Genomic DNA, 26,996 nt, shown 5'->3' with positions numbered 1-26,996 from the left:
GCATTCAGCACACAAGTGAGGTCATTCATGGCGTGGACACTTCTTCTCGCGGCGGGGCAGGGGAACCGGTTGGCTTCGGCCACAGGGGGGCTTGCCAAGCAATTCTTGGATTGGAAAGGCGCTCCGTTGTATTGGGAATCGGCGCTCGTCTTTTCCCGATGCGCGCGCGTGGAGGGGCTTGTTTTCGTGTTTCCGGAAGCGTGCATCGACGAAGAGCGCGAACGGGTAGCGGGCCTGATGCGGAATGCGTCCCTAGGGATTCCTTGGAAGGTTGTCGCTGGCGGAGCGTTGCGTCAAGACTCCGTCCGAAACGGCTTGTCCGCTTTGCCGGATGATTGCATGGAGGTCCTGATCCACGATGCGGCAAGGCCGTTTGTTTCGCCCGTGCTGGTCAACCGGATACTGGACGGGCTGCATGGTGAAGCTTCGGGGGAGTGTGTCGCCGCATGTATCCCCGGCATTCCCGTGGTGGATACCATTAAAGTGATGGATGAAGAAAAAAAGGTCGTTGCCACACCTGATCGGAAACATCTGATGGCGGTTCAGACCCCGCAAGGTTTTTCCCTCGCTTTTCTGCGGGCTGCCCATCAGCGTGCGGAACAGGAAGGCTGGGTTGTCACTGACGACGCCAGTTTGCTTGAACTGTGCGGACACGCCGTGCATGTCGCGGAGGGAGAAGCGGGAAACAAAAAAATTACCACGCCCGAGGATTTGGAAATGTTGCGGATGACAGGAGAGCGTATCCCGTGTGTCGGTTACGGGTATGATGTCCATAAGTATGCTGATGGCAATGAAGCGAGACAGCCTGCCCGGCCTATGCGGTTGGGGGGGGTGCCCATTGCCGGTTCGCCGGATGTGCTGGCCCATTCCGATGGAGATGTCTTACTGCACGCGTTGATGGATGCCTTGCTTGGGTGTATCGGGGCGGGGGATATCGGAACATTCTTCCCTGATTCCGATCCTGCATTCGACAATGTCAATTCGGCTGTGTTGCTGGACACGGTTCTGGAACACGTCCAGAAGGCCAATGTGCACATTACCCATGTCGATCTGACTGTCATTGCTCAGATTCCCAAAGTCGGCCCGCATAGGGAAATGATTCGGCGGAATGTGGCAAGGCTGCTCGGGTTGGACATGGGAGCGGTAAATGTGAAGGCGACGACGGAGGAAGGGCTTGGTTTTACAGGTGAACGGCTGGGGATAAAGGCCGTCGCCGTGGTTACGGGGCTTCGTGGCAATAGAGACGCATAAAACTTAAAATTATGTAAAATTTAATATCCCGACAAGTATACTGAAAATAACAGATAACCCTCTGGGTTGAATGAAAGTTCCATGTCGTTCTTGTAAAACTTTGTATGTTGGTGTAACAAGCAGTACGGGCCCTTTCCGTGGGGTAATTCTAACCTTTTTCGCATCGTGAGCCGTTATGAGCGACCTTCAGCAGGGCATGGACTGTCCTTGGTTTTCTTCTTACGACAAAGGTGTGCCGCATGACATAGTCATCCCCGAGGGAGGGCTGCAAAATATTCTCGACACTGCGGCGGAAACATACGGACAGCGTGAAGCCATCGTCTTTCAAAATACGCATATTTCCTATAGGGAATTGAAAGAATTAGCTGAAAAACTGGCCGCTTCGCTCCGGCGGCGCGGGGTCAGGCCGGGAGATCGCGTTTCCATCATGCTCCCGAATCTCCCTCAGACATTCATCGCATTCTGGGGTGTCATGAAGGCCGGAGCGGTCGCCGTCATGACCAACCCTCTCTATATGGAATCCGAGCTGACGCATCAGATCAAGGATTCCGGCGCAAAACATCTCATCACCCTTGATATTTTTTGGCCCAAGATCGGGGCTCTGCGGGAACAGCTCGAACTGGACGTCTGTTATGTGACGCGTGTCCGTGATGCGCTGAAATTTCCCTTGAGCTGGCTGCAGCCGTTTTCGGCCCGGCGGCAGGGTACATGGGTTCCCGTTCCGTTTGACGGAAAAGAGGTCGTAGCGTGGAAGGACCTTTTCAAAACGACCGAGCGCCTGAGCGTGGAAGTGACGGATGCTCATGAGACCATCGCCTTGTTGCAGTACACGGGGGGGACCACGGGGCTTTCCAAGGGGGCCATGCTGACCCACGCGAACCTATTGGCCAACCTTACCCAGCTGATGGCGATCATTCAGCAGCCCCCGGAAAAGGAACATGTGTTTCTGGCCCTGTTGCCTTTGTTCCATGTGTTCGGTTTGACGATTACATTGTTGCTGCCCGCAAGGATGGCCGCACGAGTGGTCCCCATGCCGCGGTATGTCCCCGCCGACATGTTGGAGGCATTCAAAAAGTACCAGTTCACGGCGTTCATCGGCGCTCCTTCCGTCTATATTTCCCTGTTGCAGCAGAAAAATCTGGCCCAGTACGATCTGCACCATATCATATTCTGTATTTCGGGATCAGCCCCCATGCCTGTCGAATGGCTGAAGAAATTTGAAGAAGTGACGGGCACGCCCATTACGGAAGGCTTTGGGCTGACCGAGGCTTCGCCCGTTACCCATGCCAACCCCGTGTTTGGGAAGCAGAAGCCGGGTTCCATAGGTGTGCCGGTTCCCGGAACCCTCGCCCGTATTGTCGACACGGAAGACGGTGAAAGGGTTTTGGCTCACAATGAGATCGGGGAGTTGGTCATCAAGGGGCCGCAGGTTATGAAGGGCTATTGGAACCGCCCGGAAGAAACCGCCCGGACCATCCGCGACGGCTGGCTGTACACCGGCGATATCGCCTACATGGATGAAGAAGGTTATTTCTACATTGTCGACCGTAAAAAGGATTTGATCATCGTCGGTGGTTATAACGTCTATCCTCGTGAAATCGATGAAGTCCTCCACACGCACCCCAAAATTCGGGAAGCCGTTACCGTGGGCGTTAATCACCGCTCCCGTGGTGAAACCGTCAAGGCGTATATCGTCCCGGAGGAAGGGGCGAATCTGACCGTACCGGAAGTCGTGGCCTTCTGTCGCCAGAAACTGGCTTCCTTCAAGGTGCCTCGCTTGATCGAATTCCGTGAGGAACTGCCGAAGACGATGGTCGGCAAAGTGTTGCGGCGCATCCTGCGGGAAGAGGAACTGCACAAGAGCGATACGGAACAGGATAAAGAACAGCTTGTCCCCGAAGAAACCTCGAAGGAAGAGGTTTCCGCTCCGGAGGCTGGAATCGGAGAAAAGGAAGCAAAAACGCAGGGCGAACCCGAGAAGACGGACGGAAACGCATGAGACTGCTTCTTCAACGGGTCCGTGAGGGAAAAGTCACCATTGAAGGTCAGAACGTGGCATCCATCGGCAAGGGCTTGGTTGTCCTCGTTGGTTTTGGCCCGGAGGATACGATTGATCTGCGCGGCGGCAAGCTCTGGAATACGCTGATCGAAAAGATGGTGGGGCTCCGCATTTTTCCTGATGATGAGGGGAAGATGAACAGAGGGATAGAGGAAGCCGGCGGAGAAATCATTCTGGTTTCCCAGTTCACGCTGTACGCGGACTCGCGAAAAGGGCGGCGCCCCTCGTTCCACCTGTCGGCGCCTCCGGGTGTGGCGGAACCGTTGTTTCAGCACTTTGTGGAAGATGTGCGATCCAGGCTGCCGGGACGAGTCCAGCAGGGTGTGTTCGCTGCGGACATGGACGTTTCCCTCACGAATTGGGGGCCGGTAACGCTCTTATTGGACTCAGCGGATTTTTAGCGGATAAGCGAATGTGACAGCCCAAAACAAAAAGGACGGCTCGTTGAAACGCCGTCCTTTTTGTTTTGAGTGATTGGGGGATGTCAGCTGTTACGCTTTGAAAAGCTGGGTGGAGAGATAGCGCTCGCCGGTGTCGGGCAGAACCGTCACAATGCGCTTTCCTTTCCATTCCGGTCTGTTCGCCAGAAGAAGCGCCGCCGCGACGTTGGCGCCGGATGAAATGCCGCAGGAAATGCCTTCTTCCGTCATGACGCGCCGGGCCATTTTGATGGCTTCCAGGCCGGGGATAGGCAGCACTTCGGTCAGCAGGGAGCGATCCAGCAACGCGGGAACGAAACCGGCGCCAATGCCTTGAATAAGGTGCGGCCCTGCGGGATTGCCCGAAAGGACGGCCGATTCCGCAGGCTCGACAGCGAACAGCCCCACCGAGGGAAGGTGTTCGCGCAGGTAGCGCCCTGTCCCCGTGATGGTTCCGCCTGTGCCGACGCCCGCAACAAAGGCATCCACCGTTCCGGCGTCCGAGAGGATTTCCGGACCCGTCGTGCGGTAGTGCGCTTCCGCATTATCCGGATTGGAGAACTGATCCAGAAGTACATAGCCTTCCGTGGCGGCCAGCCGCTGGGCTTCCTCAACGGCCCCACCCATACCCTTCGCGGCGGGGGTGAGAATGAGTTCCGCCCCAAAACCGCGGAGCAGGGCTTTGCGTTCGTCACTCATGGATTCCGGCATGGTCAGGATAAGCTTGAACCCCATGCATGTGGATACGACCGCCAAGCCGATGCCGGTGTTTCCGCTGGTCGGTTCGACAATGGTTCCGTTCGGCTTGAGGGTGCCCTTTTCGAGAGCCCCCTGAATCATACGGAGGGCGGCACGGTCTTTGATGGAGCCTCCCGGGTTGCGGGATTCGACTTTGACCAGAATCTCCGCGTCAAGACCTGCGGTCAGTTTGGCGAGCCGTATCAGCGGCGTTTTTCCGATGCTCTGCAACAGATCCATAACGTTTCCTTTTGCTCCGAGAGCAGGTTACAGGACGGAATGATATATTTTTTCCAATTCGACACATCGCGCTTCGACGGAGTAGCTTTGCCCTCTGCGGGCGCTGTTCGCTCCCCACAGTTTCCGGCGCTCAGGATCAGAGGCCATTTCCTGTAAGGCTCGCGTTAAGGCTTCCGTATCATCCGGCGGAACCAGCAGCCCATTATTTTGAGCTATTTCAGGAACTCCGCCCACTGTCGCCGCCACTACGGGCAACCCCATGCGGATGGCTTCGAGAAGCGTATTGGGAGCCGAGTCCATATTCTTTGAAGGGAAGACAAATGCATCGGCTATTTGGAGGTAATCGCTGACGCGTTCGGTCTGCCCTATGAGACGGACTTTTTCTCGGATTCCCAGCGTATCGCAGAGAGGAAGCCAGAGATCGGGGTTGGCTCCCACCATGACCAGATATGCGTCAAGGCAAGCGGAGGAAAAAGCCTTCAGAAGCGGTTCTATCCCCTTGGCAGGATTATTGTTTCCCACATAGGTAAAGATAAGGGCTTGCTCGGGGATGTCCAGTTCCTGTTTTACGGCGGAGGCGGGGCGCGTGGGAATCACGCGATCATCGGGAATGCCGTTTGGGATGACGTGGATTTTGTGCTTGGGGCAACACCAGCTGATTGCCCGGGCACAGGCTTCCGAATTGGGAAGGAAGGCCTTCATTGAAGGCGAAAGGTAGGGGAGGGGATTACCCGGGCGGTATATGACGCCGCGATGTGCGACGCAGGCCAGCTTCCGGTTCCGCCAAAACAGGCCCCACCATGCAACGCGTTTTACAGCCTTATTGTGAAAGGCGTGAACGATGGTCGGCGTATCCGGCGAGGGGAAGAGGCTTTCCACATAGGTACGGTGTTGCGCCGGATCTTCCGGCAACATATTCCAGAGGGGATTGGATGTCGCATTGGGCAATTCCCAGAGCGTCGAATCATGGGGGAGACAGAGTGCCACATCATGGCCCCGTTCGCTCAACCCCTGGGCTTGGTAGACTGCTTGGCGTGTACCGCCGCTGCGGTTGCTGGACGAGGTAATGATGATTACGCGCATGACGTCCTCTCTTTCGGAGCGCTGTGTGTGAAAACGCGTTTGCTCAGATAAGATGGCGAAAGATATCGGTATAGGTGTTCCGCATGAGCAGGGCCAGCTTGAGCCGCTGTGCCGCAGTGTCTCCAGGCTTGCGCCGGAAGAGGGAAACGATATGCCCGCTTACGGTCGTAAAGTCCGTATCGCCGCGCTCCCCGAATTTGTCGATATACGATCGCACGAGGAGATCAAAGGCGTTGGCCTGTTCCCGTTCTTTATTGGTATGTGCCTGTTCGTATAGCCCAAGCATGAAACGTTCGAAGAGGAACTCGCCATCGGAGGGGAATGAGCGTTTCAGCCCAAGACGCCAGAGGCCGATACCCATGGCGCGCAGTTCCCGGATGGCCCGTTTTCTCTGGCGAAAATGCAGTTTCCGTATGCCCAGGAGCTCGAGCTCCTGGGCAAAATCCATACTTTCCAGTATGGCGGAGAAGTTTCCCAGCACCTCTTCCGTCATATCGGGCAGAGAGCCTTGAGAGACTGTTGACACAATCCGCTCCGGAATCAGTCGGAAGGTTTGTCGGAAGAACGTTTGCGCCCCTTAAAGCCGCGGCCGCCTTCGCGCTTGCCTTCCTTGGAGAATGGCTGGCCTTCGCGTCGGCCGCCTTCTCGGCGAGGACCGTTTTCCCGCGGGCCGCGCCGCCCGCCGCCGGTATGGGGCTTGGGGGGCCGCGCTGCACCCTCCGATTCCTTACGCGGCGTACCCGCCGGAAGGAATGCCGTGGGGTTGAGGCTCTTCTGGTAACAATCATCGAGAAGCAGCGTCAGCAAATGCCGTTGTTCCGGATCTTCCGCGATGCTTTGCACCAGCGGCTCAAAACGCTTCATGCGTTCACGTTCCAGCCCGTTGAGCTGCCGGAAACGGGCTTCGAGGAGGGCCGTAACCCGCATACCGACCGCATGGGCGACTTCTTCGTCCGTAGGGGCCATGTGTTGGGTGAGCGGTACCTTGAAATACTTGGCGATCCGCTGGAGTTCCATTTTTTCCATGATGTCGACGAGGGAAATGACCACACCGGCGGCTCCGGCGCGCCCGGTGCGTCCCGCCCTGTGGATGTAGGATTCCCTGTCGTCCGGCGGCTCGTAGAGGAACACATGGGAGAGTTCGGGAATGTCAATGCCGCGTGCGGCCACGTCCGTGGCGACGAGGAACCGGATGGTGCCCTTGCGCAGCCGGGAAAGGACATCTTCGCGGCGGCTCTGGGACAGGTCGGCGGACAACTCGTCGGCGTTGAATCCAAAGCCTTGCAATACGGCGGTCACGAAGTGCACCGTAGCCTTGGTATTGCAGAAAATGATGGCGGAGGCCGGGTTTTCGACTTCCAGAATCTTGATCAGCGTGCGATCCTTTTCCATGCTCTTGCATTCGCAATAGAGATGCTGGACTTCCGCCACATGGATCTGCGTCGTGGACAGGGAGAGCATCTGGGGATCGGTCAGGAATTCTCCCGCCAGCTTGAGCACATGGGGCGGATAGGTAGCCGAGAACAGCATCGCATGGATGGACGTTTCGGGCAGGTACCGCTGTATTTCTTTCATATCCGGATAGAAGCCGATGGAAAGCATACGGTCGGCTTCGTCAAAAATCAGAGCGGAAATATGATCAAGGTTGAGCGTGCGCCGCAGGAGATGGTCAAGCACACGGCCTGGCGTCCCCACAACAACGCTGACCCCCTGACGGAGCGCGTCCATCTGCTTGCCGTAGCCGACTCCGCCATAGACGGCGGCCACGGTAAAGCCGCTCCCTTTGAAAAGCGTTTTGGCTTCCTGTTCCACCTGAACGGCAAGCTCGCGGGTCGGAACGAGAATGAGCGCCTGTACGGCGGGCATGGCCGGGTTCAGGCGGGCCATGAGCGGAAGCAGGTAGGTTCCCGTCTTACCGCTGCCCGTACGGGACTGGACCATGAGATCCCTTCCTTCGAGCAGATAGGGGAGAGCGCGGGACTGCACGGGCATAAGGTTGTTCCACCCGGCCTTGGCGCAGGCTGTCTGAAGCAATTGAGGCAGATCGGCGAGGGAGACTTCCGGGAGGGCGTTTTCGGGCTCGTCGACGGAGATGATTTCAGAAGACGTCTGGATGGTGTTGGAGGGGTGAGACTTGGCTTTGGCCTTCTGGGCAGCCGGGGTGGCCTTGGCCTCTTGCATTTGTTCGGTCATGTGATGTCCAAAAGTGAAAAGGTGAAACGAGAACTCCGGGCTCCGGGAACGTCCCTATTTGATAGGTATCGGAAAGCCGAATCGACATAGCACGATGGTTGCCCGGTACGGAGCGGAAATTTTTTCAAACAAAAAACGGCAAAGGCGTTACGAGGGATTGTCTCGTACGGTCTCCGGCAAGCAGAGCCGACGGCATGTTGGGCAGCCAGTCGAAAAAAGAAAAAGCCAAACCTCAGCAACGCAAGCGAAGAATGATAACAGACCTGCCACACAAGGCAAGCTCTGAGAGAGGCCGTTTCGTGGGTATTTTCCGGAGAGCAGAGCCCATGAAGGATCTCGTTCCTATGATAACACCTCTTCTAAGGGCTTGTTCCAGCGCAACGAAGCATATTCACCCTCAACCCATTGGATGGATGAGGGCTGAATGCCGAGTTTCTCCCAGCGGGGAAGCAGGCTCCCCTTATGGCCAGAGAAAAAGCCTTGGCAATATTGGGGGAAGAAGAGTTCATCCGGCGGCAGGAAGCCGTTCAAAGCGAAATGCGAACGGACCGTTTCGAACAGCGCTTCACTTTGGATGATATTGCCGAGTGCCGGGTGGCGGGGCCCCGCCAATACGGATTCATCCAGTTCGCGCTCCGGGGCGAGGCTCAACCGGATGACGGGGATTCTCCGTGCCCATGCAGAGGCAAGGGCTTTCCCGAGGGTGGTTATGGTCGTGTCCAGTTCCCAGGGCGCATATTGGCCTATCCTCCACCGTTCCGCCAGCGGCGTACCATCCACGACGAGACAGGGATAAAAACGCAAACAGGAAGGAGAAAACGCAAGGGCCTCTTCCACATCTTCAGAGAAGCGTTGCGGAGTGGAGCCGGGCATACCGGGGAGTAGCTGGATGCCGAGTTTGAGGCCGCTTTCCTTGATCAAACGGCAGCCTTCCCGTGCCCTATCGCCATTGTAGCCCCGTTGCACGTCCAACAGCGCTTCGGTATGGAATGACTGTATTCCCAGCTCAACAAGATCCAGTCCCGCATGGCGCAATGCCTGCAACCGATCCGGGCGGAGCGCATCAGGGCGCGTCGAACACCGGACCCGGCATACGATGCCTTTTTCTTTGGCTTGCATGGCCAACGCCAGACATTCCATCTGGAGGCGTTCAGGGAGAGCGGTGAACGTACCGCCGTAGAAGGCCAATTCGATGGGACGAGAGGCCGTCCGCTCCATGTGATGCGTCTCTAACTCGGACAAAAGATTGGCAAGAGCTTGTGGGTATGGTAGGCAATCAGAAGGTCGCGTGTGCCCCGTCTGCTTGTCTTGAGCGCAAAAGAGGCAACGATGTGGGCAGCCTGCAAAAGGCAAAAAGAAAGGGACGATGGCGGGACGCTGTCGCGGGTCTGATGAGCCGGGGTTGCCGACCGGAAAAAGGCACTCGCGCGCATGGCGTCCCGTGGAAGAGTTTTTTTTCATACCTGTTGATTTGTTTGGTATTAGACGATAAGTGTTGGTATACCTTGGCGCTTATCGATTTGTACACAGTGTTTTGTTCAGAGACTATTCCACAGTTCACCGTGGAGGTCGAGCCCGAGGTAAGAAAAAGGAGCCGCTATGCCTGCATCACAACATGAAGATTGTATTTTTTGTAAAATCGCACGAGGGGATATCCCTTGCACATCCGTCTTTGAATCCGAAGAGCTGATAGCTTTTCTGGATATCAGCCCCGTCAACAAAGGACATACTCTGCTTGTTCCTAAGGGGCATATGGAAACGCTGTTCGATATGCCCGCTGGTATAGGCGAAACGTTATTTGCTGCTATGAAGCAGGTGGGATCTGCCGTTATGAAGGCGACGGGTGCGGAAGGTCTGAATGTCGTTCAGAATAACTATTCCGCTGCGGGGCAGCAAGTTCCGCACGTGCACTGGCATCTCATTCCTCGTTTTGCTGATGACGGTTATACGGCGTGGCCGCAGGGAGCATATCAAGATATGCAGGAGATGGCGGCCCTTGCTGACGCCATCCGGGAAAAACTATAACCGACGATTTCAAGGATGAGCAGAAAAGGGTCATATTCTCCCGCTGTAGGCGTGCAATCTTCTTGAACTATAGATAAATAGAGAGTATACTTAGGGACAGGCAAACCTCGTTTCGAGTGATAGTGCGTCTTTGGGGGAAGATGTGTCCGAAAAGGAGCGAGAAAAGTGGTTTTGCCTGTTTTTCTTTACAAAAAAACTGTGTAGGGGCCCGATAGGAGCGACGACGGGTTGCACAGGGCGTTGAGAAAAGCATATTTGGGAGTCGGCAACAACGAAGAGTCTCCAGTTCTCCTCAAGAGAGGCCTTTCGTCAAAGGGCATTGCGACGGAATGTCTCGCGGAGGAAACGATACTTGTGGAATGCTCTGGATGCTCGAACATTTTGGGAAGTATGGAGGAACTATGAACAGAGCACTGACCAAAGCGGATATTGTAGAAGCCATTTATGAGAAGACCGACAGAAATCGCGCTGATGTGAAGAACACGGTGGAAATTCTGCTTGGTCTGATGAAGCAGGCCATCAAGAAGGATGATGCCCTCTTGGTGAGCGGATTCGGGAAATTCGAGGCTTACGACAAGGAAGCGCGCAAGGGCCGCAATCCTCAAACGGATGAAACCATTACGCTCCCTCCCCGCAAGGTGGTCGTGTTCCGTCTGTCTCGCAAGTTCCGTGCGGAATTGAACGGCGAGGAAGTTGAAGCCTAGCCCCTTTTAACGTTGAAAGATATGTATGGAGAAGGGAGGGAAAAGTTTTGAAAAAAGCTTTCCCTCCCTTCTCTCGCTCTGCCTGTGCTGAGTACGTCCTTCCCTTTCAAAGGCTTTTGTACCTGTCCCATCGCTTCCGCATTTCCCGCTTCCCGGCACAGATTGCTTTGGAGGAATACAATAAAGCGCCCTCTCATGCATCATGAGCGGGCGCTTTTGTTATGGGTATGGGCGGTTCAGCTTCGGATCCAGCCCTGTACGATTGGGGCATTGAGAAGCTGTTCGGCAATCAGCATGTTTCCCGTTTTTCCCGGATGGAGCCCGTCATCCAGATCGGCGACGTATACGGCGGGGAGCCCTTTGAGAAGATCAAGATAGGCGACACCGAGATCGAGGCAGAGCCCGGCATAGGTTTCGTTCAATTTGTTCAGCCGTTCCAGGTGATTCGGGTTTTTCACCGGGGGAGGCCCCATCATGAGGACCGGAGCTTCCATCTGCGCTTCGGAAAGAATGGCTTGGGCGTTTTGGGTGCTTTCCTGCATAGGGACAGCGACATTGCCGTTGGGAGCCGCCATGTCTACGGTGCCGAAACAGAAAATCAAATAGGGCACGGTGGCGTCATTGACACGGGAGCGGTATTCGGAAGCCCAGCGTTCTCGGATTTGAAGGCTCGAATGTTTGCGGACGCCCAGATTGTAGAAGGTGGAAGGCGGGACGGGAAGGCCGGCGCGCTGGGACGCCAATCCGGCAAATCTTCCGATCCAGCCTCCGGCAAGGGTATCGTTGACCCCCAGAGTGATGGAGTCGCCAAAAAAGAAAAATGTTTTCACAGTCCTCTCCTTGTTTCAGCAAACCAGTCTGCATGATTCCTGTGTTTCCTGCCGCAGCAATGCCTCTATCCTTTCTCTGCCACATGCAGGCAGACAATGCCCGAACACAACGGAATATGGTAAATCCGTTTGAAACCCGCCGCGCGCATTTCATCGCTCAAGGCATCCGCCGAGGGGAATTCGATGATGCTCCTGGCGAGGTAGGCATAGGCACCGGGATCTCCGGAAAGCCTGCCGACGACAGGCAATATCCTTTTCAGATAGAAATTGTAGATGCCGAGCCAAATACGCGTCTTTCCCGTCCCAAATTCCAGGATACAGGCCCGGCCTCTGGGCTTGAGGACTCGCGCCATCTCCGCGAAGGAGGCTGAGCGGGGGGCAATGTTGCGGATGCCGAAAGCCATGGTGAGGCCGTCCATACACGCGTCGGGGAGAGGCAGGGCTCGTGCGTCGGCCCCGACGGAAAGAACGAAGTCTTTGTCTTCTCCCGAAAGCTTCTTTTGCCCATGCACCAGCATGGGAGGGCAAAAGTCCATTGCCAGCACCTGTGCGGCGGGGTGGCGCTTGCGCACCGCTAATGTAACATCCAACGTACCCGCAGCAAGATCGAGAACCCGCTTTCCTTCCGCCTGCCCGGGAAGTACGGCATCGGCAAGGCATTTTCGCCAGCCTTGGTCCAAACCCAGGCTTAAGAGCCTGTTTAGCGGATCATACCATTTGACGATACGGGCGAAGAGCCCCGAAACTTTTGCCGCGTGTGCGTCGGTCGCCGTTCCGGTTTTTTCTTCAAGTAGTTCTTGAGAGTTTTCAGCGTTCACTGGTGTCATCCTGTGTCGCGTTGTCTTCCAGCGTATCGAGAACAATCTTGTAGATGGCGGGGAAATGTTCCGCAAAGTTGCTCGGAGAAATACGCTGGGTTTCGATGAATTTGACGATGATTTCTTTCGTAACCTGCAACGCTTCTTTATTTTCTTTACCCATGAGTACCCCTCACGGTTCAGTGTCGGAAAACCCGTCCGTTGGGGAATGGCCTTGACCACAATGGACAAAACCGGACGGGGAAAACAGGAAGAAACAGGCCATGCTCCTCCCCGTTTTTTTCATACATATCACGTAAGCGTATTCCGGTCGAGCGGTGTAGCCTCCACCAGGTCGGCAAAAGTCCGCATATGGCATGGGGCCGTATCAATAGTGTTGGTTTCTACCGCAACTGAGCCGGATCAAAGGAAGAGGCGTCTTCCTTTTGGGGAAGACGCCTCAATACCAAAGATGTTGCGGTGAATTATTCGAAGGTTTCCGTGCCGGTGTTCAGCTCACTGACATCCTCATTCTCCGCGAAAGGCTCCGTATTCAGATCCCCTTCAAGCTTGGAAACGAGCAGGGCACCCGTGGCATCGCCGAGGACGTTGATGGAGGTGCGGATCATATCGAGCACACGGTCGATGCCAGCGATCAGGGCCAACGCTTCCAGCGGGATACTGATCTGGGTGAAGACGAGGCTGACCATGATAAGGCCAGCCCCGGGGACGCCGGCTGTGCCGATCGAGGCGAGAAGCCCCATGAGCATGACGGTAAGCTGGTCGCTCAAGGTCAGCGGGATGCCATACACTTCGGCGGCGAAAACAGCCGCGACGCCCATATAAATGGCGGTGCCGTCCATATTGATGGTATTGCCGAGCGGGATGGAGAAGCTGGCAACGCCCTTGGAGGCCCCGAGGCGGCGTACGGATTGCAAGTTGGTGGGAAGGGCCGCCGCGCTGGAGCACGTCGTAAAGGCGATGAGCCACGGTTCGAAAACGCCGCGGAAGAACGTGGGAAGCGGGATACGGACCACATATTTGACCAGCGGGCTGTAACAGATGATGACGTGCAGGACGGACGCGATGGCCGAGACGAGGATGAGCTTGCCGAGAGGCAGGAGCACCTTGAGGCCATGCTGGCTGACGGTGTAGGAAATGAGGCCGAACACGCCGATGGGGGCATACATCATGACCATATTGGTCATGCGGATCATCACGTCGCCGATGAGTTCAAAAATACGGAGCAGCGGTTTGCCCGTTTCGCCGAGGGAGCTCAGGGCAAAGCCGAAAATAACGGCAAAGAAGATGACCTGCAGCATGTTGCCCTTGGCGAGGGCATCTATGGGGTTCATAGGCACGATGTTGAGCAGGGTCTGGATCAGGCTGGGCGGCGTAATCTGCTTTGCCTCCAGGCCTTTCGTGGAAAGATCCAGCCCAATGCCGGGCTGCATGATGTTGGCGAGGAACAAACCGATGGCCACGGCCACGCCCGTGGTGAGGAAGTAGTAGACGAGCGTTTTGGTGGCGACGCGCCCCAGTTTGCTCAGGTCATGGATGCCCGCGGCCCCTGCAATAATCGTGGCAAGGACCAGAGGCACGACCACCATGCGGATCAGGGTGATGAAAAGCTGCCCGAACGGGCGCAGGTAGGCGGCGGTAAACTCGGCGGAAGTCATGCTCCCGACGATGACGCCAAGGACAAGCCCGATGACCATCTGCACCGGAAGGCTCATTTTGGAATGTTTCTTTGACATAATCTCCTCCCCTCTACGATTGATGTAGTCAAAACGGCTGCCTGCAAAAGGGCAACCAAGGTACGGCTCTACGGTCATAGACAATTGTGGCGCAAAGGACAAGAACTAATTGTTTTTCTATTTATTAAATAAAGTAACTAGGTTGAAAGATTGTAAATCGGTATTCCATACACAATATGCCGCGCACGGAGAGGTGATCTGACCAAAAGGGAAAAGGGGCTCGTCCGGCAGGGTTGACAAGTGCACGCAAACAGGCTCAAAAAAGAACCATGCAAAGAGAAGCCTTCACCCGGTGCGTTCCCGGATGGTCTCGGTGCTTCTTCAAGCTTTCATCCGAACGGAGACGATATGAGCACAGGACAGATGGACAATAAGACCTATGACGTCATTTTTGTCGCTCGCAAGAATGCGGAAAACAAGAATGCGGGAATGATTGCGGAAAATGTGGACAAGGCAACCGCCATTCGCTTCGCCCAAAGATATTGCCACCGTAACGAAGATAACGAAGGCGTGATGATTGCCTATCACGGAACGACGGTTCAGCCGGAAGGCTCGGAATGGTGGTTCCACTAGGACCTGCTGCTTCGCAGAAAGAAACAAAGACAGCCCGGAATCCTTTCGGGCTGTCTTTGTTTTGCCGTGCGTATGCTGCGGGCGTTAAGGCGGCGGATGGAGTTATTTCAACGCGGCCTGCGCAATGGCGGGGACGCTTTCAACCAGCAGCGTCGTCACCTTTTCGGCGTTTTGCTTGAAGACGAGAGAGACTTCCTCCCAGCTTACCGGGGCTTCGTCCTCCTTCCAGCAGTCGTAGTCCGTGGACATCGCCACGGCGGCATAAGGGATGCCCGCTTCATTGGCAAGCGCCGTTTCCGTGGAAACGGACATGTTGATGACATCGGCCCCCCACATCCGGAACATGCGGGATTCCGCCTTGGTGGAGAAGCGGGGGCCTTCGATGGTGACGACGGTTCCGGTGGGATGGAAAGGGAAATCGTTTTTGCGGCAGCCGTCGATCAGGATTTGGCGAAGAGAGGCGTCGAACGGTTCGGCCATGGGCGCATGGACGGGCTGGCCCGGCTTGAAATAATCGTGGAACGTCATTTTCCGCTGTTTGGTGAAGTCGATGAACTGATCGAGGATGACGAGATCGCCGCGCCGGATTTCCTCCCGGAGGGAACCGGTCGCCGTCGTTGCGAGGATGTGCGTGCATCCGGCATCTTTGAGGGCCTGGATGTTAGCCCGGTAATTGACTGAAGAGGGCGCAATCGTATGGCTGCGCCCATGACGCGCCAATACGGCCACGGGAATGCCCGCGATTTCGCCTTCCCGGAGCGGCGAGGACGGCTCGCCCCATACCGTGCCGGTAAATGTATCCCGCGCGTTGGTAAAAATGTTCAGGTTGTCGAGGCCGCTGCCGCCGATGATGCCTACTTTGATGCCCATGATCAGTCCTTTGTCATGTTCAGGGAAAGAATGAGGTTGAGGGTGGAGGCGATGCTTTCACCGTACGCGAAAACACCTTCGTTATGCCCGGCCGTTACAAAGATTCCTTCGGAAGGAGAAAGCTCTTCCGTGATCAAGCGTGCCACTTCGCGGGAAAGGGCGGGGGTTCCGTAGGCGACGGATTCCGGAGTCCGGGGGAAGCCTTCCGCCAGCAGGGACGTAAAGAGGAATGGGCTGTGGATGTGGATGACGCAGCGCGCTTTGTTGGCCGCGCCATAAACGGCCCCGTGCGTCATGGACTCCGAAGAGGCTTGGACGGGGCCGAAGGATGCCACGGTATTTTCGAGGGGGTCAAACGCGCGGACGAGGCTGTAACCTTGTTTTCCCAGAAGGCGGCTGGAGCCCGTTCCGCTCCCGCTGATGAGAAACAGGTTCCCCGCCAGCCGCAAAGAGACGTTCCCGTAACCGATGCCGGAAGGGTAAACGCCGATGAGCCCCGCGTCATGAAGCGTCGTGCGCGCCGCATCCAGCTCGGGAAAAAGCGTCAGCGCATCAAGCGCCGTTTCGCGTATTCCAGCGGGCAAGGTACGGAGGGACGTCTCGACGTCTCCCCTTGTATGGCTCGCTTGGTACTTGACGACGCCGTCAATCGGCTCAGCTGTCATGGCGTGCCGTTCCTGCGGATTCGGGATACAGGGAGTCGATGCCTTCTTGAGTAGCCTGACAGACGCCGCGTTCGGAAATGAGCCCTGTGATGAGCCTATTCGGGGTGACGTCGAACGCCCAGTTTCGGGCGGGGGTTTCGTCCGGACAAATCTGGACGTCAAGCACGCTGCCGTCGGGCGTTTTCCCACTCATGATGCGGACTTCCGCAGCTCCGCGTTCTTCAATGGGGATTTCCGCCACGCCGTCATCAAGGGAAAAGTCGAACGTCGAGGAGGGGAGCGCCACATAAAAAGGAACGCCGTTGTCGTGCGCCGCCAGTGCCTTGAGATAGGTACCGATCTTGTTGGCAGCGTCGCCCCTGCGGGTAACCCGGTCCGCGCCGACGATGACGATGTCCACCTGCCCGTGCTGCATGAGATGCCCGCCCGCATTGTCCGCGATCAGCGCGTGGGGCACGCCGTGCCGGGAGAGCTCCCACGCCGTGAGGCTTGCACCTTGGTTACGGGGACGGGTTTCGTCGACCCACACATGCACGGGAAGGCCCGCGTTGTGCGCCGCGTACACGGGAGACAAGGCCGACCCGTAGTCCACGAAGGCCAGCCAGCCCGCGTTGCAATGCGTCAGGATGTTGACGGGGGCTCCGTTCGCTTTCTTTGCCGCCAGCGCTTCGAGCAGCGTTTTTCCGTGTTCGCCGATGCGCTTGCACGCCTCGGCGTCTTCGTCGGCGATGGCTTGGGCTGTAACTTTGGCGATATGCCGCTTTTCTTCCGGGGAACTTCCCCGCGTCATGGCGGCAAGCTGGCGGTCAACGGCCCATGCCAGATTGGAGGCCGTGGGGCGGGTTCGCTTCAAGGCGGTTGCGGCGTCGGACATGAACGTGTCGAAAGCTTCAGTGTCCTTCGCGGGAGCTTCGCAGGCGGCAAGCCACATGCCGTATCCGGCTGTTGCGCCGATGAGCCCCGCACCTCGGACGAGCATGTTCCGGATGGCGTCACAAAGCGCACTGAACGACGTGATCGTCGCTGTCTCGAAACGATGGGGCAACACATGCTGGTCAATGACATGCAGGCGATCCGCCTCATCAAGCCAGATCGTCCGATACGCTTTCCCGTCTATGTTCACTTCCTTAGTCTCCCTATCGGATATTTTTATGTCTCATACCCGTAGGGTGGAAGGAATGTCCAGAGGCGGACAGTGCGGGGAAAGAGGGTTTTGTTGCGGCGGAGCGGTCAGTGTGGGGGACGGAAACTTCTTGCACCAGAGCGGTGGCCGATCCGCCGTGTGCCCCGTTGGTGTTTGAGCAGGCATGGAAAAGAGCGGGAAGAGTTTTCCTCTCCCCGCTCTTTGGGTCAGCGTGCAGGACGCTCAGGCAGGCAAGGGAACATACCGCTCAAGCGAGATCTCAGGGTTCTGGAATACGGATTCGGGACACGCCGGACGGCCGGGCACGCCCCATGCCTGAAGCTGATGGAGCGCCATGTCCACCAACGTGTCCAGCCGCGACAGCAACAGGGGGCTCAGCGTGTTTCCATAGGTCATGTCCAGAGGCTGGGCTCCGATCAGCCGGATTTCCTCCGGGAGGCAGTCCTTCAGCTCCGCAAGGGCCAGCACTTCGGAAAAGCTGTTCTGGTGTAGGCTCATCTTGTGCGCGCTCAAATAGGCCGGGATGCCTGTGCTGTCCTTCTCGACGGTGGTCCCCGGCTGGAGCCCGAAGTCCACGGCGTCCAGCAACAGCAGGCGCGTGGCCCGCTCCACGAAGGCCAGCAAGGGGTGCCCCTGTGTTCCGGCATCCACTATTTCCACGTTGTCGGGAAAGGCATACCGCGAATAGAGCCGTTCCGCGACCCGGACGCCGAAGCCTTCATCCCCATAGAGGATATTGCCAAGCCCCAATACGACGATCCGTTCCATGATCAGCCTCCCTTTCCTGAGCGCAGCAGCCGGAATCCGCTGAACATGGTCGAGACGAGCGTGGATTTGCCCATGATTTCTTCACGGATGACCATATACAAGTGAATGATGATGAAGCACATGAGGAACAGCATACCCAAGCGGTGGTAGCTGTGCAGATCCCGCCCGCTGTCGCCGATCCAGTAAATGAAGTCCACCACCAGATGGAATGGCTGGAGGATGACCGAGTCGGACGATTGGACGTACATGCCGAAGCCCGTCAGGATCATGATGATGAGCAGGTTGATGCAGGTCATCATGCCGAGCTGGGCCAGCGGATTGTGCCCGATGTGCTCGCGCGGGGTCCTGTCGAGAAACAGGTACCAGCGGAAGTCCGACAGCAGGTCCAGCCACCAGCTTTTTCTCCAGAACGGAATGATGAAAACCTGTCTGGAGTATTTGTTGCCGAAGAACGCGAAGATGATGCGCCAGAGCAGGCCGATGGTGATGATGAATCCGGCGATGAAGTGGGCCATGCGGGTATAGCCCATGTAAAAGAGATAGGTCGGGTCGCCGTCCAGCGAATGCCACGGCTTGCCGATGATGTACCCCGTAGGGATAAGCACGAGAAACGAGAGCACCATGCTCCAGTGCCAGATGCGGATCGGCAGCTGGAAGACATAGATGGGTTTCTCTTCCTGAATAGGTTCGTTCATGGCGTTCTCCTTAGTCCATATGGACCGTCAGCAGTTCGCTGCCGTCCGGCCCCAAGACGTGCGTCGCACAGGCAAGGCAGGGATCGAAGCTGTGGAGCGTACGCAAGATTTCCAGCGGCTGCTTGGGCACATCCATCTTCGTGCCGAGCAGGGCGGCCTCATACGGGCCGAGCTGGCCGCCGTCGCTGCGCGGTGCGGCGTTCCATGTGGTAGGGACGACACACTGGTAGACGTCCACCTTTTTGTTTTTGATGACCGTCCAGTGCCCGAGCGCGCCGCGGGGGGCCTCGGTGAAGCCGACGCCGCGGGCTTCCTGGGGCCATGTGTCGGGATCCCACTTGTTGGTGAAGACGGCGGTGCTGTCGCCGTTCTTGAGGTTCGTTATGAGCTTGTCGAAGAAGACCTGCATGGTGTCGGCCGCCCAATGCGCTTCCTGCGCTCTGGTGAGGATGCGGCCCATAGTCGATTGCAGCGACGTGACGGGCGCCCCGATCCGGGCACACAGATCGTCGACGCGGGCGACGATGTCCGGCTGCTTGAGCTGGTAGGCGATAAGCGTCCTTGCCAGCGGCCCCACTTCCATCATGTTGCCGCGCCAGCGGGGTGTCTTGATCCACGAATAGGGCGCGTTTTCATCAAGCTGCTTGATGTCCGTCCTGCTCCCCTTGGTGGCGGGTCCAAGCTCGAAGTGAGGCACGGTTTCGCCCTGATAGGGATGCAGGGAGGTAACGCCCTTGGGATACGTGTACCACGAGCGCCCGACTTCTTCACGGATCTGATCCTCGTCGGACAGGTCGACGGGCAACACTTCATTGAAGTTGCCGTTGATGATTGCCCCGCCGGGGATGAGCAGGCTTTTTTGCGAGTAGTCGTTGGCGATGGACGGAAACGCACCATACGCCAGCAGCGACTGGTTGGAGAGGCCCGTGCCGAGGTGCAGCCACTCCGGATAGAACTTGGCGAGGGCGATGCTGTCGGGGACGAGCACCTGCGCCGAGAATTCACGGCAGCGCTTGATGATCGACAGGACGAGCTCTAGGCGTTCCATGTTGATGACGTCGGCCCCGCCCTTGCCATTGATGTTGAGGGCCAGAGGCACGCCTCCCACCAACCAGTTGGGGTGGGGGTTCTTGCCGCCGAAGACGGTATGGATCTGGACGACGTCTTTCTGGAAGTCGAGAGCCTCAATATAGTGGGCCACCAGCATGAGGTTGGCCTCGGGCGGGAACTTGTAGCCGGGATGCCCCCAATAGCCGTTCTTGAAGATGCCGAGCTGACCGGTGGAGATGATGCGGACCAGCTTTTCCTTTACGGAGGCGAAATAGCCCGGAGAGGATTGCGGCCACGGGGAAAGGCTTTGGGCAAGCCTGGACGTTTCCTTGGGATCGGCCTTGGAAGCGGAAACCACGTCGATCCAGTCCAGCCCGCCGAGCTGGTAGAAGTGCACCAGGTGGTCATGATACCATAAGGCCAGCTGCATCAGGTTGCGGATGATGTTCGCGTTGTCGGGGATGTCGATTTTGAGCGCGTCCTCGATGGCATGGACGGAGGCGAGTGCGTGCGTGCCCGTACAGACGCCGCAGATGCGTTCCACAAAGGCCCAGATGTCTCGGGGGTCACGATCCTTGACGATGATTTCCAGTCCCCGGAACATGGTCCCGCATGAGACGGCATTGGTGATCACGTTGTCGTCGTTGATGTTCACCTCGCACCTGAGATGTCCCTCGATGCGCGTAACCGGGTCGACGACAAGACGCCGCCCCGAGTCGTTAACGGTGTATCCCTGCGTTGTGTATTCGTAGGCCATGATCAGTTCCTTTCAGAAGGGGTGGAATCGTTGGAAGCGGGTTTTTCAGCCTGTGCGGTCTTGGTTTCCTTGGAGCAGTCGCTGTCCTTGCCGTAGCGGTGCTTGAGGTGCACGGCGGTACTGATGGCCGCGTGCGTCACCACGCCGGCACCGATGCCGGCGACGGCGGCCACGCCCACGGTTTCGGCAGTCGTGTTGGTTCCGAATTGGGGAATGTTGGTGATGCGGCTGTAGAAGGAACCGTGATCCCAGAAGTTCTGTTCGGCACAGCCGATGCAGCCGTGGCCGGACTGGATGGGATAGGAAACCCCGTTGTTCCACCGGGTGACGGGGCACGCATTGTAGGTCGTCGGCCCCTTGCACCCCATTTTATAGAGGCAGTAGCCGAGGCTCGCCGCGGCGTCGTCCCAAGATTCCACAAACTGGCCCGCGTCGAAGTGGGCGCGGCGTACGCATTGGTCGTGCACGCGTTTGCCGTAAAAGACCTCTGGGCGTCCCTGAGAGTCGAGTTTTGGGATTTGATCATAGGTCAGGATGTAGGCGACGATGTTGCTCATAACGTCCGGGATGGCGGGGCAGCCCGGGACCTTGATGATCGGCTTGTCGTGAATGACTTTGTGGATAGGGGTCGCCTGAGTCGGATTGGGGCGGGCAGCCTGCACGCATCCCCATGAGGCGCAGGTCCCCCATGCGACGATGGCCTTGGCTCCGGCGGCTCCGCGCTGGAGTTTGTCCATGAAGGGACGCCCTCCGTCGATGCAGTACATGCCCTCTTCGCCAAGAGGCGGATTGCCTTCCACCGCGAGGATATAGCGCCCCTTGTAGGTGCTGATGGCTTCTTCGAAACATTCCATAGCCTGATCGCCCGCAGCCGCCATGATGGTGTCCTGATAGTCCAGCGCGATCATGGAAAGGATGATGTCGGAAGCCAAAGGATGCGCCGAACGGATAAAGGATTCCGTGCAGCAGGAGCACGAAAGGCCGTTGATCCAGAGAACGGGCAGATAGGGTTTGGTTTCCATAGCGTGGGCGATTTCGAGGTGGCCCATTGGGCCAAGACCCAAGGCAACCGCCGCCATAGAGCAGAATTTCAGGAAATCACGTCGACAGATGCCTCTGCGGCGCAGCACTTCGTACTGGGTTTCCTCTGGGTTGAACATGGATACATCCTTCTTTTGGTCAGCGTTGTGTTCAAGACGGGTCCTTGGCAAAAGACACATCCGCACGGACGGCTTCTTTTTCTGCCGTACCTGTTTCACACTGAAGCCTTTTCGGGGATGTCCGTCAACCGCATGATAGCTGTATCCCTATGATAAATGCGGGATTGGAGGCGTTGAGGCGTTAGAATGTGCCGAGAAAACAAAAAAGGCATACCGTTTTTTCCGGTATGCCTTTTCCCTGACGAGAGAAGGGGAAGGGTTAGCGCGCGCCCTTGGGGAAGAGCACCACGCCGATGGTCTTGAGGATGATCCGGACGTCCAGCAGGATGGACATGTTTTTGGCGTAGTACAGGTCATACTCCAGCTTGCGGCGGGAATCCTCGACGGAGGAGCCGTAAGGGTAACACACCTGAGCCCAGCCGGTGACGCCGGGCTTGACCGCGTGGCGCAGGCTGTAGAAGGGGATTTCCTTCTCCAGTTCCTTGACGAATTCAGGGCGTTCCGGGCGAGGTCCGATGAGGCTCATTTCCCCTTTGAGCACGTTCCACAACTGGGGCAATTCGTCGATGCGGGTCTTGCGGATGATTTTCCCCACCTTGGTGACGCGCGGATCGGATTTCATGGCCCAGACAGCACCGTTTTTCTCGGCGTCGGTACGCATGGAGCGGAATTTGTAGACGGTGAAATCCTGCCCGAACAGGCCCACGCGACGCTGCCGGTAAATGACGGGGCCGGGAGATTCCACACGGATGGCAATGGCGGTGAGAAGCATGATGGGCGATGTGCAGATCAGCAGGCCGAGCGTGGCGAACAGGTCGAAAGCCCGTTTGAGGCGGCGCAGGGAACCTCGGGTATTGAGCGAAAAGCCTTCTTCCGTGAGCAACCATTCGGAGCTGATCTGTGAGACGGGGAGCCGGTGCACCATATGTTCGCAGAAGGAGCGGACATCGACGATCATCTGCCCGTGCAGTTTGGCATGTAGCAGTTCGGTAGCGATGTCTTCGTCGATGGGGGCGTCGGGCAGCAAGACAATCATGGTGACGTTCTGCTGTTTGGCGATTTCCTCAACTTGCATGGGGGTGCCAAGATAGGGGATTTCCCTGTCGTTATCGCAGTCGCCCACATAACCGACGATGTCGGCGTCGGTCAGGGATTCGGAAATGGTCTGGCGTACCTTCCCGGCACGGTCGGTCCCGATGAGCAGGATTCTGGCTTTATGCACAAAGCGGCCGATGTGCTTGTAATAGAGCGCACGCCAGCCAAGGCAGAACAAAAGGCACAAGCTGAAGAGCAGCAGCAGTGTCCTGCGATCGAAACGCCAGTGCTGGAACGCATAAAATGCGGAGGCGGAAGCGATGGCGCCAAGGAAGAAGGCTATGAGGACCCGGCCTGTGGTGTCCTTGAAATCTTCAGCCCCGACGTTATAGGCATCCAGCACGTAAAAGAAGAAAAGATAGGAGACGACGGTGAACAGCGACGCCCCTGTGTAGTCGTCCAGAACGGAAAGATCCGCAGGCAGCATAAACCACCCGGTAATGCTGAGCGCCGCAAGGATGCAGACGGCATCCAGAACTTTAAACAGCCCTTTGCGATAACCGCTGATAAGCAAGGGAAACCTCCAGTGAATCCTCGTTACGAAACCAACTTCATGACGCTGAGGATAAGATCGGCAGCCTTGCGGGCATCCAGTTCTGTTTCCGCAATGAACCTTCCTTCCTTCCCCATACGGGCCGTCAGAGCGCTATCCTCCAAAAACGACTCCAACGCCTTTGCCAAGGCCTCGGGGGTCCGTACAGGCACGAGAAAACCATTCTTCCCGTCGACGACCACGTCCCGGCATCCGGGAACATCGGTTGCCACGATGGGACGTCCCATGCTCATGGCTTCCATGAGCGAACACGGCAAGCCCTCCCGCCAGGAGGGGAGAACGACAACATTCGCCTGCCCGACATAGGGGCGCACATCACGCGTGACGCCGAGGTATTCGATAATACCTTCCCGTTCCCATCCCTTGACCGTTTCAAGAGGGACTCCGCCCCTGGAGCTTTCGGGAGCACCCAGAAGCTGGAAACGGGCATTGGGATGCCGTTTCTTTACCAGACGGGCCGCTTCAGCATATTCATACAATCCCTTGGCTTCAAGAAGCCTTCCCACAAGAAGGAATGTAAGGGGGGCTTCGGGAAGAGGCGCCACGGCAAACTTGTCCGTATCCACTCCCGTACCTTTGGTCATGACGACATGGGCACCGCGCGGCAGGCAATACCAATCCCGAAACGTCTGGACATCGTCCGTATTCTGAAAGAACACGGCATCGCTAAAAGAAAGCGAAATACGATAGAGGGAGGAGGCCAGATACGTGAGCATCTTTTTTACTGGGGTGTTGGCCTCAAACATATACCCGAGCCCCGTAATCATGGCGTAGCGGGATCGGATGCCCGCCAAAGCTGCCATCGGAATACCGTAAATGACCGACTTGATGGTGGACGCATACAGGATATCGGCGCGTTCCTCACGGAAGATCCTGTACAGGGCAAGGCAAGTTTTTAAATCATGGACTGGATTCAGCCCCTTGTTGTCCAAAGGATAGTTGCGGATACTCGCCCCAAACCCCTTGAGGGTGGCTTCGGCTTCGGAATCGCCCGCAGGGACGAGGCACGTTACCTGATGCCCTTCTTCCTGTAGGCGGGAGATGAGCACACTCCAAAAGCTGACCAGAAAACTGGCCCTATTATTCATAATAATGATGTTCATGGCGGAAGAGTATAGCAGTGCGCCGAAGAGAAAGGAAGAGGGATAGGGGGCTTTCCCGCAGAAGGGAAAGGATCAGGTCCGTTTTTTGGGCTGTGCCGCCTGCTGGAAGAGGCGCCCGCGTACGACTGATGTTTGGCCGAACTTGTCTTGAAGCTCGTCCATGACCTTGTCCAGCTTGGTGCGGCGTTCTTCGTTGGATTGACTGTCCTTTCCGATGGTAGGGAGCCGCAATTGGTGCGGCGGGCTGTCGAAACCGGAGACGCCTACACCGATGAGCCGGATTTTCTCCTCAAGACGCATGTGATCGAGCAGATCACACGCTGTTTCATAAATGGTTTCCGTAGCGCTGGTCGGGGCATCAAGCGTGATCCTGCGGGTCATGAGCCGAAAATCTGCATATTTGATTTTGAGCGTGATCACGCGGCCCTGAAGCTTTTGTTTCCGTAAGGTGCGCCCTATCCGATCCGCATGGCGGAAAAGCCAGCTCTTGAGGAAGCCTATATCGCGGGTGTCGATGTCAAACGTCGTTTCGGCGCTTTCTGATTTGGGAGGCGTATAGGGTTCCACTTCGCGAGGGTCAATACCTTGTGCCCGTTCGTAGAGGGTTATGCCGGCTTTTCCAAAACGGCGCTCCCAAAACACTTTGGGATAACGGGGGACATCGCCTGCAGTGCGGATGGCAAGACTTTGGAGCTCTCTGACCATTGTTTTTCCCACACCCGGTATTTGTTCCACTGGAAGCGACTGAAGGAAGGCGGGCAGTTTATCTGGGTAAAGGATGCTGAGCCCATCAGGTTTGTTCAGATCGGAAGCTATCTTGGCAAGAAACTTGACGGGGGCCAGCCCGATGGAACAGGTCAATCCTCCGGTTACTTCCTTCACTTCGCGTTTGATGCGCCGGGCCATGTCTTCCACAGGGCCAAAGAGCCGTTCCAGCCCCGTCGCGTCAAGATAGGCTTCATCGACGGACGCTTTTTCGACTCGGGGGGAATACGAGCGCAAGACATCAATGACGGTTCGGGAAACCTCGGCATAGCGTGCCATACGCACGGGAACGAGGATAGCATGAGGGCAGAGCTGCAATGCCTGTGCTATGGGCATTGCGGAATGGACGCCGAACTTCCGGATTTCGTAGGAAGCCGCACTGACGACTCCCCTGGGACCGCCTCCGCCAACGATGACCGGTTTGCCGCGCAGTTCAGGATGGTCTTTCTGCTCAATGGAAGCGTAAAATGCGTCCATATCCACATGCATAAACCATTTCTGCATATATCAAGTTGTCCTTACAGTATTTATTTTCCTGATTCGTTTTGTGTCATTTCTTTTTGCTAACCTATTGCTAACCAGAGTTTTTTTTCAAGCAAGGTTAGCTCTCTCCCCACATCCCCTCTCACAAAAAAAGCACGCCCACAAGAGTCCTTTGGGCGAAGTCTACAGCCATATCCTTCGCGGGTCCTTCCGGGCTGGCGAAGAAAACAACGGCGGTTCGACCCCATACTGTGGCTACGACTTGCGAAATGAACTCCCCAAAATAACGAGATGTTTTCTGGGGATGTTAGCTGCTGTCTAAAATGTTGGCATATTTATTTCAAATAAAATTAAGGTGTTATAGTGAAAAAGAACAAATATGCCGGGCAGGTCAAAAAGCGGTGTGAGGCCGAAACGCTCAACGCCTCAGAGAAAAATATGCTTGCAAAGGTAGAGCAGGATCGGACGCTCCGCCAATCGCTCTATCATCCGATAGAGGTTACGGCTCCTGACATTCCCGTGGATGAGCTGCTCGCTTACATGCAAGAGAACGGCATCGGTGACGCCAAGCTCTACAACCGACTGCACCGAGGGTTGATCGTTTACGTCAAGCACTGGGAACGCTTCCTCGTCTGGAATCGCCACCACTGGCGCGAAGACGATTGGAACGAAGCCTATCAGTCTATCGAAAATGTCTGCGAGCGGTACCTGAAAGCTGCGGACAAAAAGCAGCAGGAGGCCGATTCCGTTTCCGATGAAGAAAAGGACTTGAAAAAAAAGATACAGGGCATAGCCGACAAGGGATACCGTCGGGTGGATCGGCTCCGAAGCAAGACAGGACAGGATGATCTGCTGGTCATGACGCGGAGGACACGCCAGCCCCTGTTGATCATGCCGGACTTCATCGACAAGCAGTATTACTCCCTGCCTTGTCCGAACGGCGTTGTTGATCTTCGCACGGGAGATCTTCGGGATGGGCGCCCGGAGGATTACCTGCTGAATGCCTGCCTGACCGAGTACGCGCCGGACATGCTGGAGCTTGAAGACCCCTGCCCGGAGACGAACGCTTTTCTGCTCCGGAGCATGGACGGCAACCAGCGGCTTGTCGATTTCATCTGGCGGCTCCTCGGCTACGGCCTGATCCGCGACCGCAAGGAGCATGTGTTCATCATTTTTTGGGGCGAGCATGGGCGAAACGGCAAGGATACCCTGATCAAGC

Annotated in this window: 25 protein-coding genes and 1 pseudogene; 7 read left to right on the top strand and 19 right to left on the bottom strand. The window is 56.8% G+C overall.

What is annotated here, in order from left to right; genetic code table 11:
* Positions 1-27 precede the first annotated feature (27 nt).
* The 3 genes from ispD to dtd all read left to right on the top strand — a co-directional run bounded on the left by ispD (position 28) and on the right by dtd (position 3,711).
* A complete protein-coding gene (gene ispD, locus T370_RS0110050) occupies positions 28-1,251 on the top strand; it encodes a 2-C-methyl-D-erythritol 4-phosphate cytidylyltransferase (protein WP_029435638.1) in 1,224 nt (407 codons plus the stop codon).
* Positions 1,252-1,426: 175 nt separating this feature from the next.
* Entirely contained in the window at positions 1,427-3,250 is a 1,824-nt protein-coding gene (locus T370_RS0110045; protein WP_029435637.1) for a long-chain-fatty-acid--CoA ligase, read from the top strand.
* Positions 3,247-3,711, top strand: coding sequence for a D-aminoacyl-tRNA deacylase (gene dtd / locus T370_RS0110040; protein WP_005026803.1), 465 nt, complete (start codon positions 3,247-3,249; stop codon positions 3,709-3,711). The genes T370_RS0110045 and dtd overlap by 4 nt, the downstream gene beginning before the upstream one ends.
* 90 nt (positions 3,712-3,801) lie before the next feature.
* On the opposite strand, the gene cysK is transcribed toward dtd, so the two are convergent.
* The 5 genes from cysK to T370_RS0110015 form a co-directional block, all read right to left on the bottom strand.
* Positions 3,802-4,707 carry a cysteine synthase A gene (gene cysK / locus T370_RS0110035; protein WP_005026804.1) on the bottom strand — a complete coding sequence of 302 codons (906 nt, stop codon included), beginning with the start codon at positions 4,705-4,707 and terminating at the stop codon, positions 3,802-3,804.
* Between the two features lie 27 nt (positions 4,708-4,734).
* Entirely contained in the window at positions 4,735-5,790 is a 1,056-nt protein-coding gene (locus tag T370_RS0110030) for a glycosyltransferase family 4 protein (protein WP_029435636.1), read from the bottom strand.
* A gap of 43 nt (positions 5,791-5,833) precedes the next feature.
* Positions 5,834-6,316 (bottom strand): hypothetical protein, encoded by a 483-nt coding sequence (locus tag T370_RS0110025; protein WP_005026809.1) that lies wholly within the window; start codon positions 6,314-6,316, stop codon positions 5,834-5,836.
* A 14-nt stretch (positions 6,317-6,330) separates the two neighbouring features.
* Positions 6,331-7,983 carry a DEAD/DEAH box helicase gene (locus T370_RS0110020; protein ID WP_029435635.1) on the bottom strand — a complete coding sequence of 551 codons (1,653 nt, stop codon included), beginning with the start codon at positions 7,981-7,983 and terminating at the stop codon, positions 6,331-6,333.
* 342 nt (positions 7,984-8,325) lie between these two features.
* Positions 8,326-9,336 carry an elongator complex protein 3 gene (locus T370_RS0110015; protein WP_412096498.1) on the bottom strand — a complete coding sequence of 337 codons (1,011 nt, stop codon included), beginning with the start codon at positions 9,334-9,336 and terminating at the stop codon, positions 8,326-8,328.
* A 246-nt stretch (positions 9,337-9,582) separates the two neighbouring features.
* Between T370_RS0110015 and T370_RS0110010 the strand changes: the two genes are divergently transcribed.
* Together T370_RS0110010 and T370_RS0110005 are read left to right on the top strand one after the other, a co-directional pair.
* A complete protein-coding gene (locus T370_RS0110010; RefSeq protein WP_029435633.1) occupies positions 9,583-10,008 on the top strand; it encodes an HIT family protein in 426 nt (141 codons plus the stop codon).
* Positions 10,009-10,409: 401 nt separating this feature from the next.
* Entirely contained in the window at positions 10,410-10,712 is a 303-nt protein-coding gene (locus T370_RS0110005) for an integration host factor subunit alpha (RefSeq protein WP_005026817.1), read from the top strand.
* A gap of 236 nt (positions 10,713-10,948) precedes the next feature.
* Here T370_RS0110005 and T370_RS0110000 read toward each other — a convergent pair whose 3' ends face one another.
* From T370_RS0110000 to T370_RS0109985, 4 genes are all read right to left on the bottom strand, one after another.
* Positions 10,949-11,542 (bottom strand): GDSL-type esterase/lipase family protein, encoded by a 594-nt coding sequence (locus tag T370_RS0110000; protein WP_029435632.1) that lies wholly within the window; start codon positions 11,540-11,542, stop codon positions 10,949-10,951.
* A 65-nt stretch (positions 11,543-11,607) separates the two neighbouring features.
* Complete coding sequence (locus tag T370_RS0109995) at positions 11,608-12,360, bottom strand: ubiquinone/menaquinone biosynthesis methyltransferase (RefSeq protein WP_016360842.1); 753 nt, start codon at positions 12,358-12,360, stop codon at positions 11,608-11,610.
* Positions 12,350-12,523, bottom strand: a complete 174-nt coding sequence (locus tag T370_RS25510) for a hypothetical protein (RefSeq protein ID WP_005026824.1) — start codon at positions 12,521-12,523, stop codon at positions 12,350-12,352. The genes T370_RS0109995 and T370_RS25510 overlap by 11 nt, the downstream gene beginning before the upstream one ends.
* 301 nt (positions 12,524-12,824) lie before the next feature.
* Entirely contained in the window at positions 12,825-14,096 is a 1,272-nt protein-coding gene (locus tag T370_RS0109985) for a dicarboxylate/amino acid:cation symporter (RefSeq protein ID WP_016360843.1), read from the bottom strand.
* Positions 14,097-14,444: 348 nt separating this feature from the next.
* Here T370_RS0109985 and T370_RS0109980 point away from each other — a divergent pair, with 348 nt between their 5' ends.
* Positions 14,445-14,669 (top strand): hypothetical protein, encoded by a 225-nt coding sequence (locus T370_RS0109980; protein WP_005026828.1) that lies wholly within the window; start codon positions 14,445-14,447, stop codon positions 14,667-14,669.
* 102 nt (positions 14,670-14,771) lie between these two features.
* Here T370_RS0109980 and mtnP read toward each other — a convergent pair whose 3' ends face one another.
* The 10 genes from mtnP to T370_RS0109930 form a co-directional block, all read right to left on the bottom strand.
* Positions 14,772-15,539, bottom strand: coding sequence for an S-methyl-5'-thioadenosine phosphorylase (gene mtnP, locus T370_RS0109975; RefSeq protein ID WP_029435631.1), 768 nt, complete (start codon positions 15,537-15,539; stop codon positions 14,772-14,774).
* Positions 15,540-15,541: 2 nt separating this feature from the next.
* Positions 15,542-16,204, bottom strand: a complete 663-nt coding sequence (locus tag T370_RS0109970; RefSeq protein ID WP_029435630.1) for a class II aldolase/adducin family protein — start codon at positions 16,202-16,204, stop codon at positions 15,542-15,544.
* The gene (mtnA, locus tag T370_RS0109965) at positions 16,194-17,327 is read right to left on the bottom strand and encodes an S-methyl-5-thioribose-1-phosphate isomerase (protein WP_005026837.1); all 1,134 of its coding nucleotides are present in this window, start codon (positions 17,325-17,327) and stop codon (positions 16,194-16,196) included. The genes T370_RS0109970 and mtnA overlap by 11 nt, the downstream gene beginning before the upstream one ends.
* Positions 17,328-17,570: 243 nt before the next feature.
* Positions 17,571-18,116, bottom strand: a complete 546-nt coding sequence (gene hybD / locus T370_RS0109960; RefSeq protein ID WP_029435629.1) for a HyaD/HybD family hydrogenase maturation endopeptidase — start codon at positions 18,114-18,116, stop codon at positions 17,571-17,573.
* Between the two features lie 2 nt (positions 18,117-18,118).
* A complete protein-coding gene (cybH, locus tag T370_RS0109955; protein ID WP_029435628.1) occupies positions 18,119-18,811 on the bottom strand; it encodes a Ni/Fe-hydrogenase, b-type cytochrome subunit in 693 nt (230 codons plus the stop codon).
* Positions 18,812-18,821: 10 nt separating this feature from the next.
* Positions 18,822-20,618 carry a nickel-dependent hydrogenase large subunit gene (locus tag T370_RS0109950; RefSeq protein WP_029435627.1) on the bottom strand — a complete coding sequence of 599 codons (1,797 nt, stop codon included), beginning with the start codon at positions 20,616-20,618 and terminating at the stop codon, positions 18,822-18,824.
* Positions 20,619-20,620: 2 nt separating this feature from the next.
* Entirely contained in the window at positions 20,621-21,778 is a 1,158-nt protein-coding gene (locus T370_RS0109945; RefSeq protein ID WP_029435626.1) for a hydrogenase small subunit, read from the bottom strand.
* A gap of 259 nt (positions 21,779-22,037) precedes the next feature.
* Positions 22,038-23,387, bottom strand: a complete 1,350-nt coding sequence (locus tag T370_RS0109940) for a sugar transferase (RefSeq protein WP_005026848.1) — start codon at positions 23,385-23,387, stop codon at positions 22,038-22,040.
* Between the two features lie 23 nt (positions 23,388-23,410).
* Positions 23,411-24,529 (bottom strand): glycosyltransferase family 4 protein, encoded by a 1,119-nt coding sequence (locus T370_RS0109935; RefSeq protein ID WP_029435625.1) that lies wholly within the window; start codon positions 24,527-24,529, stop codon positions 23,411-23,413.
* 72 nt (positions 24,530-24,601) lie between these two features.
* A complete protein-coding gene (locus T370_RS0109930) occupies positions 24,602-25,798 on the bottom strand; it encodes a DNA polymerase IV (RefSeq protein WP_029435624.1) in 1,197 nt (398 codons plus the stop codon).
* Positions 25,799-26,140: 342 nt separating this feature from the next.
* Between T370_RS0109930 and T370_RS0109925 the strand changes: the two are divergent.
* Positions 26,141-26,996: pseudogene (locus tag T370_RS0109925) on the top strand (DNA primase family protein); the annotation flags it as partial.

The organism is Bilophila wadsworthia ATCC 49260 (assembly GCF_000701705.1).
In the GTDB taxonomy this organism is placed as follows: domain Bacteria; phylum Desulfobacterota; class Desulfovibrionia; order Desulfovibrionales; family Desulfovibrionaceae; genus Bilophila; species Bilophila wadsworthia.
This window is presented reverse-complemented; position numbering and strand designations above follow the sequence as displayed.